Genomic DNA, 13,364 nt, shown 5'->3' with positions numbered 1-13,364 from the left:
CCGGTGGGACACGACTCCCACCGACTCATGTCCTCCGAGCGGACGCAACTCCGAACGGGGGACGGACCAGCGGGGACAAGGGGTTCACGCTGTGTGGTTGGTCCATTCGGGTGGGTGACGAAGTGCGGGCGACGGTCGGTCCGGAGAGCAGCCTGAGCAGGCCGGCGTCGGGTCGTGACCCACTCGCGCCGGCCCTGCCCAATGCCGCTCTCAGTACCCCGCCGGGCGGTAGTACCCCAGCACCGCCGCCAGTTGCGCGAACCACTGCCCCAGCAGTTCGCGCGGCTTCGCCTGCACGACGCACTCGTAGACCCTGCCGTCGAGGTGGACGACGGCCATCATCAGGGCCTTGCCCGAGGGGCTCGACCTGTAGTGGACACTGCGGATCTCCTGCCAGGGGAACTCGGCGGTGACGTCGTGGTCCTCGAAGGCCACGCCCTCCACGTCGACCACGATCGAGTTGTGGCGGTCGACGGCCATGAACTCCGGGCCGGACGGAGCCGCTTGGGGCGGCATCGGCGGCTGGGGGTACTGCGGTGGCGCCGGGGTGTACTGCGGTGGTGGGGGGCCGAAACCCTGTGGCTGCTCGTGGCCGTACGGCGGCTGGTTCGTCATGGGCCCCCCGATTGCTCGCGCCGCGTCGTCTCCTGGGGGAACCTACCCGCCGCGGACCGACCGAGCCGCACCCGGGCCCTGGCGGGCTCGAGCGGTCAGCGGAAAACTCGGGTGACCCCAAGGCCCCGCCTGGGTACAGTCGCGCGGTGCCTGAGCCGAAGCGACTCGATGCCGGTCATGCCCCGGCGGTGCTGGCCTTCGAGCTGGCGAACCGTGCCTTCTTCGCTGCCTCGGTCCCCGACCGCGGCGACGACTGCTTCGACCGGTTCACCGAACGGTACAGCGCCCTGCTGGCCGAGCAGGAGGCCGGCATCTGCGCCTTCTACGTGCTCGTCGCCGATGACGGCCCGGTACCGGGCCGGTTCAACCTGTACGACCTCGAGGACGGCACCGCCCACCTCGGCTACCGGGTGGCGCAGCACGTCACCGGCCGCGGCGCGGCGACCGCGACCGTGCGCGAGCTGTGCGGGCTGGCGGCGGAGCGGCACGGGCTGCGGACACTGCGTGCGGCCACCGCACTCGAGAACGCCGCGTCCCGGAGGGTGCTGACCAAGTCCGGGTTCGTGCCGGTCGGCCCGGCCGGCCCGGCAGACCTCGGCGGCAAGTCAGGCACCTGGTTCCAGCGCGACCTGAAGTGATTCACCGGACGATGCGTGCGACCGCCCCGTCCTCAGGATCCCCGAATCTGGAGATCAGCTGCTCGTCGCTCATGCGGTCCACTTCTTCGTTCCGCTCGACGGGAAAGATCACGTGGGTGCCCTTCTCCGTCCAGTACTCGACGACCCGGTGTGTCGTGGTTGCCCGACCCATTGCTGTGCTCCCTTGTGGTGCGTGGGGTTCAGGGTGCTTCCGCGCAGGTCGAAGGGTCAAGAGGAATTGGGGCTTCCGTTTCGGTTTGCAGAAGCGTAGATTCCGGGTACCTCGCGACGGCGCCCTTCCGGGTGTCGGCCCGCCGGTCCCGGGACGGCGGGCCACGCGGGGGCCAAGCTGATCAATGAACGCAGAACTCGTTGCCTTCCGGGTCCTGCATCACAACGGCGAACGAATTCGAGTCCTCCGCGTCCTGGACACGCAGTCGGGACGCGCCCGCGCTCTCGATTCGCTCCACCTCCGCGAGCACGCGCTCCTTGCGAGTGGCGAACGGTACGCCGCGCCCTCCGCCCACACCCAGATCGAGGTGGAGCCGGTTCTTGACGGCCTTCGGCTCGGGTACCTGCTGGAACCAGATCCGCGGACCGACGCCGTTCGGATCGACGACGGAGTCGCTGCAGTCGCCCGAGCCCAGTTCCTCCTCAGGCACGCCCTGGTCCAGCCAGTACGCCCGCCAGGTGGCGAACGGTGCAGGCGGTGGCTCGACTTGGTACCTCAGCGCGGCGGCCCAGAATGCCGCGAGTCGCTCGGGATCAGCGCAGTCGATGGTCAGCTGAATCTTGGGATGAGTGATCACCAGGCCGACTGTACTGTCCTATGCGCGACAACTCGGCGCGGTTTTCGCCGTGTTGGCCGCCCCGACGAGTGACCGTCGGGCAACGCCCCCTACGGTGTGCCGGGCGACCGCACCGACGGTGCCGAGGGTGCCGACGGGGCTTGACGGGGACCGGCGTGAGGCCGCGCATCGGCGGGCAGAATGTCGTCGCCGTAGAGGGCGTGTATCCAGTTGGCCTGGTAGATGGTGTCGAGGTAGCGCTCGCCGAGGTCCGGCGCGATGGCCACCGCGGTGGGCGGCCGGGTGTCGTACCGGGACAGCCAGTCGATCGCCCCGCTGACCACGGTGCCCGTGGAGCCGCCGAACAGGAAGCCGTGGCTGGCGAGTCGGTGGCAGGCCCGGATGGTGTCGGCCTCCTCGACCTGTATCGCCTCGTCCACGTACGAGGTGTCCAGCAGGGGTGGTCGGATGCTCATGCCCAGCCCGGGGAGCATCCGGCGCCCCGGCGCTCCGCCGAACGTCACGGAGCCGACCGTGTCGACCGCGACGATCCGCACGGGGCGGTGCCAGCGCCGGAACCAACGGGCACACCCCATGAGCGTTCCGGTCGTACCCGCACCGACGAACAGCACGTCGAGGTGGGGGAACCAACGCGCGATGGCCGGTGCTGTCCGGTGGTAGTGCGCCTTCCAGTTGTACGCGTTGGTGTACTGGCTCAGCCACACGTACCGCTTGTCCCTCAGGCACAGCCTGCGGATGTGCTCGAGACGGGCACCGAGAAAACCGCTCTCCGGGCTGGGCTCGGTGACGACCTGGACCTGGGCGCCGAGCGCCTCCATCAACAGCCGCGTCGACAGGTTGCAGCGCGAGTCGGTCACACACAGGAACCGGTAGCCCTTGCTGGCCGCGATCACGCTCAGCGCCACGCCCATGTTGCCCGACGAGGACTCCACCAGGATGGAGTCGGGCGTGATGGTTCCCTCCCGCTCCGCGGCCTCGACCATCTCCGTAGCCGGTTTCAGCTTGATCGAGCCGGCGAAATTGAAGCCTTCGCACTTCAGGAACAGCGGGCGTCCGAAGATCGACTGCAGGTCGACGTAGAGATCTTCCTCGTTGAAGCCGGCGGGCTCGGATATGACTGGCACGATGGCCTCCGTTGGTGAGAGCGGCTCGGTGCCCGAGGGCGCCGCCGAACGCTCATCCGTAGCGGTTCAGCTCATGGAAGAAGTCGTCGACGAAGTGCAGTTCACCGGAGTCGACGAGCCGGTCGTACACGTACTTGCCCAGGGCCAGGTCCAGGACCCCGAGCCCGAAGGGTGAGAACACCACGGGGCGGTCCGCCGGGGGTGTGACGCGCCCGCCCATGACGTCCGCCAGTGTGCCGTCGAGGAACCGGCGGTTGCCGGTGAGCCGTTCGGTGAGGTGCGGTGACGTGTCGGCCCGCAGGCAGTGTTCGACGTCGTCGACGATGTTGGCGGACGCGAGCAGAACCGCGGGTGCCAGGTCGCGCAGCGACACATGGAGAACGACAGGGCGGTGCGCGAACCATGCCGGGTCGTGGACGTGGGGACGGGCGGCGACCGTGGCGAAGACGACCAGATCGCTCAGGCGGATCACCTGTTCCACGCTGTCGTGCACGGTGATGCGCCCCGCGGCTCCGGACTGCTCCAGGGAGCAGCGGAAGGCCGTGGCGTTGTCCTGGGACAGGTCGTACACGCCGATGTCGTCGAACGACCAGCCCGTGCCGGCCAGGAACGTGTGGATGTAACGGGCGATCAGCCCCGTTCCGACGAAGCCGAGGCTCACCGGGCGCGGCCGGTCCCGGCAGAGCCATGCGGCCGCCAGCGACGCCGACGCGGCCGTTCGGGAGGCGCTGATGATCGAACTCTCCATGCACGCGAACGGGTAGCCGGTGTCGTGGTCGTTGAGGATGAGAACCGCCGATGCCCGGGGGATGCCTGCCGTGGTGTTCTGCGGGAAGCTGGAGATCCACTTCAGGCCGTCCACCCGTGTCCGGCCGCCGAGCGACGCCGGCAGCGCGACCATGCGCGAGGTCGGACGATCGTCGAAACGCAGGAAGTAGGAGGGCGGGTTCACCGTGGCCCCTTCGGCGTGCAGCCGGTAGACGTCCTCCACCAGCTCCACGATGCGCTGTTCCCGGCCCTGCAGCACACTCTGCACCTGAGCGCCGGAGACGACGGCGAAGGGCGGCACCCGCGGCGTCCCGGCCGGTGTCGGCCGGGGGGCGGGGGAGCAGGCGGTGGTCATGAAGGGTCCACCTCCACGGTCGGCGAGCAGTCGGCCAGTTGCACCGGGTCGGCCAGGGCGACAAGCACATCGCGCCGTCCTTCGTAGGCTTCCCTGCTGTGCGCGGTGCGCACGTTGTCGACCAGCAGCAGATCGCCGTCCTGCCACGGTTCACGTACGGTGCCGGCCTGGTAGACCCGGTTGATGAGGTCGACGGTCTCCGGGGAGATCGCGTCGCCGTTGCCGTAACGGGTGTTGAACGGCAGCCCGTCGGCGCCGTAGACATCCACCAGGTACTCGCGTATCTCGGGGTCCAGGGTCCACTCGCTGAGAAACGCTATCTGGTTGAACCAGCAGCGCCGACCCGTGAGCGGGTGATGGATCACGGCGCTGCGGCGCTGCCTGGTCCGTAGCCCGCCGTCGGGCCGCCAGGCGAACTCGATCGCCGCGGCGCGGCAGTAGTCCTCGATGGCCGCAGGGTCCTCGGTGCCGAACGCGTCGGCCCACGAGGCGCCGATGTCGTCGTTGTAGTTCCGGATGAGCAGCCATCCTTCCCGCTCGAACCGTTCGACCAGTGCATCCGGCAGGGCGTCGAGCACGGTCGGCGAGTCCGCGAGGGCCGTCGCTCCGCCGCCGGCCGGCGATGTCAGGCAGGCGAACTCCATCATGCCCGGGAACCGCAGGGCGTAGCTCAGCTCGTGGTGCATGCACATCTGCTGGGTGGGCGGCCACTTCGACGACGAGTACACCCCGTTGCCGAAGGACCGCCGTGCGGCGAATGCCTCTCTTTCATCCATCAGGCCGCAGGCCAGTCGTCCGAAGACCGAGGTCACCCGGGACAGGTCGTGCAGACCGAGTCCGCGGACCAGCACGGCGCCGTGCTCGGCGACGAGGCGCCGCAGCTCGCCTTGGTGTTCGCCCGCCCAGTGGGACGGATCGTCAGTCGGGCCGGTCGTCAGGACCGGTACCCGGCCGGGCCGCAGGTCCGGTTCGAGGGGCCGGGCGGTGGGTGAGAAGGGCATCTCGCATTGCCTCCGTTGAGGGGTCAACGGTCGGGGACGACGCCGCTCGCGCGTCGAGCAGCCGGGCCAGGTCGGCGAGGACCGGGTTCCGGGTGAGGTCTTTCAGGGTCACCAGGCGGTCGAGCCGGATGGCGAGCCGCACCGCGGTGAGAGAGGTTCCGCCACTGTCGAAGAAGTGGGCGCGACGGCCGACCCGGTGCTGCGGGACGCCGAGCACGGCGGCCCAGGCAGCGGCCAGGCGCTGCTCCGTCGGTGTGCGGGGCGGCTCGCCGGGCTCCGATCCGGTGGTGCCGCCGCCTGGCCCGGTGCTGTCGAGGCCCGTGGCGAGCGAGGCCAGGGCCTTGCGGTCGACCTTGCCGTTCACGGTCAGCGGCAGGTCACTGCGCCAGTGGAAGCCCGAAGGGACCATGTAGGCGGGCAGCCACCTGCCCAACTGCTCGCGCATGGCGTCGTCCGCGAGCGGCGGCTCACCGCAGCAGAAGGCCACCAGGCGCCGCCCCCCGTCGTCCCGGGCGACCGCCACCGCGCCGGCATGGACGCCGGGCACCTTCAGCAGGGCGTTCTCCACGTCCTCGATCTCGATACGGAAGCCCCGGATCTTGACCTGGCTGTCGCGGCGGCCGAGGAAGTCCAGCTTTCCCCCGGGCAGCCAACGGCCGTAGTCGCCGCTGCGGTAGAGCCGTTCGCCGGTGCGGTAGGGATCGGCCGGGAACGACCGGCGGGTGCGTTCGGGGTCGTTCACATAGCCGCGGCCCACACAGACTCCGCAGAAGACGATCTCCCCGGGCGCTCCGAGCGGTACCGGCGACAGGCTTTCGTCGACGACGCGGACCCGCACATTGTGGACGGGACGGCCCAGCGGGATCCGTTCGGTGTCCGGCACCCGGTCCATGACCTCGTGGTTGGTGTCGTCCGAGGTTTCGGTGAGCCCGTAGGCGTTGACGAGCCTGACTCCCGGCTGCGCGGCGAACCAGCGCTCCACGAGCTCCTTCTTCAACGCCTCACCCGTGACCGACACGCACCGCAGGTCCGGCAACGCGCGTGGGCACCGCTCCAGGAACGACAGCACGGCATCGAGGTAGGAGGGCACGGCCTGCAGGACGTTGACCCGGCCGTCCACGACGGTGTCGAGGTAGCGCGGGACGTCCCAGATCACCTCTTGGGGAACCAGCAGTGTCCGTCCCCCGGCCACCAGCGCCGCGAGCAGCTGCCACAGGGAGATGTCGAAGCATTGCGGCGCCGTCTGGGCGACGACCTGCCCCTTGCCGATGCCCAAGTCGTCGATCTTGGCATGGATGTGGTTGAGCATCCCCGCGTGTTCGCACATCGCCCCCTTGGGTTCACCGGTGGAGCCCGAGGTGAAGAAGACGTAGGCGAGTTGGTCCAAGGACACGTCGATGTCCACGTTCCCGGCCGCGCGCGTCTCCTCGTAAGCCGTCTCGACCAGCACGGTCCGCACCTCGGGCAGCATGTCCACGGCGCGGTCGAGGGTGGTGGTGCTTCCCTGCTCGGCCAGCACGAGCCGGCATCCGGCACGCCGGAGCATGCGCGCCATGCGATCGGCGGGGAAGTGCGGCTCGACGGGCAGGTAGACGCCCCCGGCCTTGAAGACCCCCAGAACGGCGGCCGCCCAGTCCGGGTCGCGCTCCGTCACCACCGCGACGACGTCTTCGCGCCCCACCCCGCGCAGGAGCAGAGCCCGTGCCACCTTGTTGGCACGCTCGTTGAGTTCCGCGTACGTCCACTGCCGTGCCCCGTGCACCAGGGCGACGGCGTTCCCGTCTTCCCGGACGCGCTGCTCGAACAGTTCATGCACACAGTGGTGCGGCAGCTCTCGCCGTGGACCGGCGAGCGCGTCGAGCTGGAAGCGGATCTCCGGGTCGGACAGCAGGCTCTGCGCCTGGTGCGGGGCGCCCGGATCGGTGGTCATCAAGCGCAGCGCCGCCAGGTGGTATCCCGCGATCCGCGCGGCGTACGGGGCGTCCAGCGCGTCACGGCGGTAGCGCAACCGCAGGACGGTCCCGCCGGGGTACCGGGCAAATCCGACCCGCAACACGGTGCCGGGCGGGAGATCGCACCCCCCGTCCGCAAGGGACCCACCGTCGGCGGGGAACGGATCGAAGGAGGCCTCGCTCAGCGGGCCCCGCAGGCCCAGCTCCCGTTCGAGGTCCACGACCGGAAAGCGCTGGTGGGCCAGCAGATCCGCCTCGCCACGCCGGGCTTCCCGGACCAGTGCCTCCCACGACGGGACGTCTGTCGTCAGCCTGCACGGCAGCGGGCGGCCGCCCGGCTCGGCGACGTAACCCGTCGTGACCTCGGGCTCGCCGGACAACACGGCCAGTACTCTGGCGTGTGCCGCGAGCAGGACCGAGCCGACCGGCACGCCCATGTCATGGGCCAGCCGGTGCACGGCGGTCATCGTGCCCTCGGGGACCGCCTCCTCGTGCTCCGCGACACCCGCCCCCGGCGCGACGGACCAGCGTGGAACCGTGGTGACGCCGCCGCCGGTGAGGACAGCGCGCCAGAAGCCCGCGTCGTCGGGCCTGCCGGGTCGGCGCATGCGGCCGCCGGCTTCGACGGTCATCGACCACACCTCCCCGCACGGTCATGGACCCGGCCGGGGACCATGACCTTCGTTGGGTGGTCACGGACCATCCCGGCCTGCGGCACCCCGATCAGCAGCATGACCGTGCCCCCGACCGCCGGCGGCACGTACACGGGCATCTCGCCCACGCCCTGGGAGTCCACCGCGGCCCGGTCCGCCGGGAACCCGTGCCCATGTTCCCCGTCGGGGACGGACTGCCCGACCGGGCCCGCCCTCGACACCGAAGGCGGATCCGCCCCCTTGCGCAGCCACGCACAGCGATGCGCCTGCTCCGGTGGGTGCGCGCCGTTCCCTTCGCACGGCACCGGCACCTGCCGGGAAGTCGCAGGTCCCGGGCCGGCCGGTGCTTCCCCGATGGCGGGTTCACCTTCCGGCCGGCCGTTTCTGGTGTCGCCGCGGGCCGCGCGTGGCGTGAGCATCGAATCTGACGTCATGACTTATATACGGAGCACGTACAGAGAAGTATTGAGAAATACAGATTTTCCGCACCTGTTGACCATTTTCCCCCCGTGACGTGACCGCGGCCAGCCGGGAGCCGCCGTGTCACGGCGCCTGTTCGGTGGGTAGTTCCAGGCGGAGCTCGTAGCCGCCGTCGGGGGTGGGACCGGAGGTCACGGTGCCACCCAGCAGCGCGGCCCGCTGCCGCAGACCGACCAGACCGTAGTGCGCGCTCGGCAGGGGGAAGGGGGGCCGGACCGGCGGGGTGTTGCTGACCGTGACGCGGATGGTGTCGCCTTCGCAGCAGGCCTGCACGGTCGCGGTGGCGCCGGGCGCGTGTTTGCGGACGTTGGTCAGCGCCTCCTGGACGGTGCGGTAGACGGCGCGCTGCAGGGCCGGCGCGAGGCCGTCGGGCAGGTCCGCCTTCAGACGGGTGTCGATCCCGCTGGCGTCGATCAGCCGCCGCAGGTCGGTCAGCGACGGCTGCGGGGTCAGGTCCGTGGGGTGGCCGTGCGCGTCACGCAGGACGTTGACCATGTGCCGCAGCTCGTCCAGTGTCTGCACGCTCAGCCGCCGGATGGTGGCCGCGGCCTCCTTGGCGTCGGCGTCCCGCGCGCCCACCTGCAGCGCTCCGGCCCGTACCGCGATCAGGCTCACCTGGTGGGAGACGACGTCGTGCATTTCCCGGGCGAGCTGCGCGCGCTCCTTGGCCAGTATCGCCTGCTCGGTCAGCCGCCGCTCGTGGTCACGTGCCCGGGAGATCTCGTCGAGCCGCAGGGACAGATCGCGCCGGGCCTGTACGAGCTGGCCGAGGAAGACGGGGGCCGCCGCCGTGGCCGCGGTGTAGCCCAGGGTGATGATGGCCGAGGCGTTCCAGAGGTCGAGGTGCAGGGTGGGTGAGGCGGACGTCATGTCGCTGAGCGTCAGCGCCAGGGCGCAGAACGCCAGCAGAGTCCGCCGCCGGGTGACGGTCGCGAGCGAGTACAGGGCGGCCAGAGTGGCGAAAATCGCGTCCGAGAGCAGGACGCCCGGCAGCGTGAGCGCGAACGTGAGCAGCGGCAGGCGCCTGCGCAGCGCCAGCGCGCAGGCGCCGAGCAGTGCGAAGGCCAGGTGCACCGGCGCGCTGGTGTCGACGTTGACCCACACGTCGACCAGTGCCACCCCGATCAGGGCGGCGTCACGCAACGCGTCGGCGAGGCGGCGGGACATCATCCCGGCTCCAGGTCCCGGGGCCACCTGAGGAGGCCGGCCCGTTCGGCGAGCAGAGCGGCCTGGACCCGGCTGCTCACCTCCAGCTTGCCGAGGACGGCACTCACGTGGTCCTTGACCGTGCCCGTGCTCAGGTGCATCCGGGCGGCGATGTCGGCGTTGGACAGTCCCTCGGCGATGAGCACGAGCACGGCACGCTCGCGGTCGGTCAGCCGACCGAGGCTTCGGGCGGCGCGCTCCTGACAGCCCGCCTGCAGGTATCCGTCCACCACCGTCCGGGTGACCTTCGACGACAGTACGGAGCCGCCGTCGGCCAGGGCGCGCACCAGGAACGGCAGCTCCTCCGGGTCGGTGTCCTTGAGCAGGAAACCCGCCGCGCCCGAGCGCAGGGCGGTCACGACGTACTCGTCCATGTCGAACGTCGTGAGCATGGCCACCACCGGGGGCTGCTGCAGCCGGAGCAGCCCGGCCAGCACGGTCAGCCCGTCGACGTCCGGCATGCGGATGTCCAGCAGCACGACGTCGGGGAGCCTCTCCTGCGCCGTCCGCACCGCCTCGCCACCGGAAACCGCGGCCACGACCTCGATGTCGTCCGCGGCGTCGAGGATGCGCTGGAAGCCCGTCCGGATCAGGGCCTCGTCGTCGACCACCAGTACGCGGATCACGCGTGCCCCACTGACCATCGGATCACTCTCCGATTCGTACCACGACGGCAGACACCCCGCAGGTCTCGCCGCCGGCACCGTCCGGGTGGCGGGGGTCGCCCCGCCACCCGGCGGGAACATTTCCGGCCCCCTGCGGGATGGTTCCGGCCCCGCCGTCGGCGAACCCTTGGGGGCAGGAGCGCAGCGGAGCACGCGGTCGGTGCAGACCACGCGCCCTGACCGGCAGGACGTGACCAGGACGGCTGATCGGCACCGGTGTCCCGGCGCCACACCCGCCGGCGTCACCGGGCCCAGAGGAGGGCAGTCGCATGACGATCCGCCTGACACTTGTATGCGGGCACACCGTGAACGGGACCGCGGACGCGGTCTTCGGTCACGGCGCTCCCCGTGACGACGACCTGCGTGAGACGGACGCAGGCTGCGCGGTGACTCCTTCCCGCCCGTCGGCCGTGCGGTCGCCCTCCCCCTGCTGCGCGCTGACCGCGTCGGCTCTCGGACTCGGGACCACAGTGGATCCGGCACTGCGGGACATCGACTACGGGTCATGGCGCGGTCGCACGGCGGCCGACATCGCCGCCGTGGACCCGCACGGGCTCAGCGCCTGGCTCTCGGACCCGGATGCCGCGCCTCACGGCGGCGAATCCGTACGTCAACTGTGCCACCGGGCCGCCCACTGGCTCAACAGCCTGACCCACCAGACGGGCAGTGTCGTGGCCGTCGCCGAGCCGGCCGTCGTCAGAGCCCTGCTCGTGCACGCCCTGTCCGCACCGGCACGCGCCTTCTGGAGGGCGGAGGTACCGCCCCTGTACATCGTCTCCCTCACCTGGCGCGACGACGCCTGGAGCGTCCGGCCGTCCGACGACGCCTTTCTGGGGGAAACCGTGCGGCATCCCTCTCCCCACCTCATCGACCGCCCCAGGCGGACGGCCACCCACCGCGGCCCGCACCACGCGCACAGGCGCGACGTCCCCGGACCGCGCCCGGGCGTGACGTCCGCGGACAGCGGCCCGTCACACTAGACGGCTGACGGCGGTCGTGAGGGGGCGCAGCACGGCGGTACCCGCGTGCAGGAGTCCGGACACCGGAAGGGGCATCCAGCGGGTGAGGTCGCTGTGCAGGGCGGGATCGAGTTCGATGGTCACCCGGACGTATCGGGTGTGCAGCCGGGTCACCTTCGGCTGGTGGGGCGCCGAGGCGTGCGGTTCGCGCCGCAGCGCCGCCCGATAGGTGTTCTTGCGCTGGTTCACGGGGTGTCCTGACGTTTGATGAGCTCGTCCGCGAGATCCATGTACGCCGAGCCCTTGACCTCGACCGGGCTGCCGAACGACTGGGCGTACAGGTCGAGCCGTGGAATGTGGGTGGACAGCACGTCGAAGCCGCGCTCGGTGAGAGCTTCCCGGGCGTCGGCATCGGGGCCGGTGCGCGTGGCGTCCGGGCGGTTCGTGCGGTTCAGCAGGACGGCGGCTCGGGCCGGCTCGGCGCGCAGGGACTGCATGTCGCCCATCTCACCGCCGATGGGCGCCATGCGATCCAGTTCGATGGGGGCCGGAGTCACCGGCACGATCCACTCGCCCGCGTACCTCATGATGCTGCGGGCGATGTGCGCGTGGTCCTCCAGTTGCGGGGCGTCGAACACCACCGCCTGCCGGTTGCCGAGGAAGTCGTTCACCCGCCGGTGCACGTCACCCACGGGAAGGGCGACCACCGGAAACGGAAAGCCGCCCGCCAGTTCACTCCAGCGCAGCGCGGAGGAGGCGGGGTCGCTGTCCACCAGCAGCGGTGGGATGCCCGTCTCGTGCAGGGCATGAGCCAACCAGACCGCGCTGGTGGTCTTTCCCACTCCGGGTTTCAAGTTCACGAAGGCGTAGCTGAGCAGCACAAGAGCCGACGCTAGCGGCCGTGGGGGGCCGGCCGCGGTTGGCGCGGCACAGGGTTCCACCGTTCACCCGGTGGCGCCGGTGGCCCATCCCAATGGGCTAACTTGCGGGCATGACCATGCAGAAGACCGCCTCCGTGAGTGTCGACGCGATGCTCGAGGATCTGAGGACCCTTGTCGAGATCGAGTCTCCCTCGGGCGCTCTCGACGCGTTGCGGGCATCCGCCGCCGGGGTCGCCGCTGTCATCGAGCACCGTCTCGGCGGGCGCGCCACCCTCGTCGAGAGCGAGACAGGGCCGCATGTGCACTGGTCGGGCGGAGGCGAGCCCAAGGTTCTCGTCCTCGGTCACCACGACACGGTCTTCCCGCTCGGCACCCTGGAGCGCCGGCCGTTCACGGTGGCGGACGGCCGGGTGACCGGCCCCGGCGTCTTCGACATGCTGGGCGGGCTGGTGCAGGCCGTGCACGGTCTGGCGCTGCTCGACGATCTCTCCGGCGTGGAGATCCTGGTGACCGCCGACGAGGAGGTCGGCTCGGGGCACTCCCGGGCCCTCATCGAGGAACGGGCCCTCGCCTGCGGTGCCGTGCTCGTGTTCGAGGGCGCGGCGGACGGGGGGAGGCTGAAGACCGGCCGCAAGGGCTGCGGCACATTCGAGGTCTCCATCACCGGACGGGCCGCACACGCCGGTCTGGAGCCGGCGGCCGGGGTGAACGCACTGATCGAGGCGGCGCACCAGGTGCTCGGCATCGCGGCGCTCGGCCGGCCCGAGATCGGTACGACCGTCACCCCGGCCGTCGCCTCCGCCGGTACCCAGGCCAACGTGGTCCCCGCGCAGGCAACCGTGTCCGTCGACGTCCGGGTCGAGTCGGCCGAGGAGAAGGAGCGCGTCGAATCCGCCTTCGCCTCCCTCACTCCGCACCTCGACGGCGCCGTGATCTCCGTCCAGGGGTCCGTCGGCCGGCCCCCGATGCCCGAGTCGGCCTCGGCCGAGCTCATGGCGCTGGCCCAGCGGCTTTTCCCCGGCATCGAGGGCACTGCGGTCGGCGGCGGCAGCGACGGCAACTTCACGGCCGCGCTCGGGGTGCCGACGCTCGACGGACTCGGAGCAGTCGGCGGCGGGGCCCACGCCGACCACGAGTTCGTGCTGGTGGACACGATGGCCGAGCGGGCGAACCTCGTGGCCGCGCTCGTGGACGCCATCCGGACCACCCCGGCTCCCTCCGCGACGGCGTAAGACACGCGGAGCCAGGACCGGGAAGC

The 13,364-nt window shown here is 70.9% G+C and carries 14 protein-coding genes; 3 read left to right on the top strand and 11 right to left on the bottom strand.

The window, feature by feature from the left end; translation table 11 throughout:
• Window positions 1-210: 210 nt before the first annotated feature.
• Window positions 211-615, bottom strand: coding sequence for a hypothetical protein (locus ACFY0F_RS37260; RefSeq protein ID WP_388804936.1), 405 nt, complete (start codon window positions 613-615; stop codon window positions 211-213).
• Between the two features lie 146 nt (window positions 616-761).
• Between ACFY0F_RS37260 and ACFY0F_RS37255 the strand changes: the two genes are divergently transcribed.
• Complete coding sequence (locus ACFY0F_RS37255) at window positions 762-1,253, top strand: GNAT family N-acetyltransferase (RefSeq protein WP_388804933.1); 492 nt, start codon at window positions 762-764, stop codon at window positions 1,251-1,253.
• A gap of 1 nt (window position 1,254) precedes the next feature.
• Here ACFY0F_RS37255 and ACFY0F_RS37250 read toward each other — a convergent pair whose 3' ends face one another.
• The 8 genes from ACFY0F_RS37250 to ACFY0F_RS37215 all read right to left on the bottom strand — a co-directional run bounded on the left by ACFY0F_RS37250 (window position 1,255) and on the right by ACFY0F_RS37215 (window position 10,227).
• Entirely contained in the window at window positions 1,255-1,425 is a 171-nt protein-coding gene (locus ACFY0F_RS37250; RefSeq protein WP_388804930.1) for a hypothetical protein, read from the bottom strand.
• 181 nt (window positions 1,426-1,606) lie between these two features.
• Entirely contained in the window at window positions 1,607-2,059 is a 453-nt protein-coding gene (locus tag ACFY0F_RS37245; RefSeq protein ID WP_388805042.1) for a VOC family protein, read from the bottom strand.
• A 92-nt stretch (window positions 2,060-2,151) separates the two neighbouring features.
• A complete protein-coding gene (gene sbnA / locus ACFY0F_RS37240; RefSeq protein WP_388804928.1) occupies window positions 2,152-3,186 on the bottom strand; it encodes a 2,3-diaminopropionate biosynthesis protein SbnA in 1,035 nt (344 codons plus the stop codon).
• Between the two features lie 52 nt (window positions 3,187-3,238).
• Complete coding sequence (sbnB, locus tag ACFY0F_RS37235) at window positions 3,239-4,309, bottom strand: 2,3-diaminopropionate biosynthesis protein SbnB (protein ID WP_388804925.1); 1,071 nt, start codon at window positions 4,307-4,309, stop codon at window positions 3,239-3,241.
• A complete protein-coding gene (locus tag ACFY0F_RS37230; protein ID WP_388804922.1) occupies window positions 4,306-5,310 on the bottom strand; it encodes a TauD/TfdA family dioxygenase in 1,005 nt (334 codons plus the stop codon). Before ACFY0F_RS37230 ends, sbnB begins: the two co-directional genes overlap by 4 nt.
• Complete coding sequence (locus ACFY0F_RS37225) at window positions 5,228-7,894, bottom strand: amino acid adenylation domain-containing protein (RefSeq protein WP_388804918.1); 2,667 nt, start codon at window positions 7,892-7,894, stop codon at window positions 5,228-5,230. Before ACFY0F_RS37225 ends, ACFY0F_RS37230 begins: the two co-directional genes overlap by 83 nt.
• A 564-nt stretch (window positions 7,895-8,458) precedes the next feature.
• The gene (locus tag ACFY0F_RS37220) at window positions 8,459-9,565 is read right to left on the bottom strand and encodes a sensor histidine kinase (RefSeq protein WP_388804914.1); all 1,107 of its coding nucleotides are present in this window, start codon (window positions 9,563-9,565) and stop codon (window positions 8,459-8,461) included.
• The gene (locus ACFY0F_RS37215) at window positions 9,562-10,227 is read right to left on the bottom strand and encodes a response regulator (protein ID WP_388805038.1); all 666 of its coding nucleotides are present in this window, start codon (window positions 10,225-10,227) and stop codon (window positions 9,562-9,564) included. Before ACFY0F_RS37215 ends, ACFY0F_RS37220 begins: the two co-directional genes overlap by 4 nt.
• Window positions 10,228-10,535: 308 nt before the next feature.
• Between ACFY0F_RS37215 and ACFY0F_RS37210 the strand changes: the two genes are divergently transcribed.
• Window positions 10,536-11,246: a histidine phosphatase family protein gene (locus ACFY0F_RS37210; RefSeq protein ID WP_388804911.1), complete on the top strand. Its 711-nt coding sequence runs from the start codon at window positions 10,536-10,538 to the stop codon at window positions 11,244-11,246.
• On the opposite strand, the gene ACFY0F_RS37205 is transcribed toward ACFY0F_RS37210, so the two are convergent.
• Both ACFY0F_RS37205 and ACFY0F_RS37200 read right to left on the bottom strand, forming a co-directional pair.
• The gene (locus ACFY0F_RS37205) at window positions 11,238-11,474 is read right to left on the bottom strand and encodes a hypothetical protein (RefSeq protein ID WP_388804908.1); all 237 of its coding nucleotides are present in this window, start codon (window positions 11,472-11,474) and stop codon (window positions 11,238-11,240) included. The two genes, ACFY0F_RS37210 and ACFY0F_RS37205, sit on opposite strands and share 9 nt — an antisense overlap.
• Entirely contained in the window at window positions 11,471-12,085 is a 615-nt protein-coding gene (locus ACFY0F_RS37200; RefSeq protein ID WP_388805035.1) for a hypothetical protein, read from the bottom strand. Before ACFY0F_RS37200 ends, ACFY0F_RS37205 begins: the two co-directional genes overlap by 4 nt.
• A gap of 131 nt (window positions 12,086-12,216) precedes the next feature.
• Between ACFY0F_RS37200 and ACFY0F_RS37195 the strand changes: the two genes are divergently transcribed.
• Window positions 12,217-13,338 carry a M20 family metallopeptidase gene (locus ACFY0F_RS37195; RefSeq protein ID WP_388804905.1) on the top strand — a complete coding sequence of 374 codons (1,122 nt, stop codon included), beginning with the start codon at window positions 12,217-12,219 and terminating at the stop codon, window positions 13,336-13,338.
• Window positions 13,339-13,364: the final 26 nt, after the last annotated feature.

This window comes from Streptomyces sp. NPDC001544 (assembly GCF_042894285.1).
Lineage (GTDB): Bacteria > Actinomycetota > Actinomycetes > Streptomycetales > Streptomycetaceae > Streptomyces.
The sequence above is the reverse complement of the archived record's forward strand: the minus strand, read 5'-3'. Positions and strand labels throughout refer to the sequence as shown.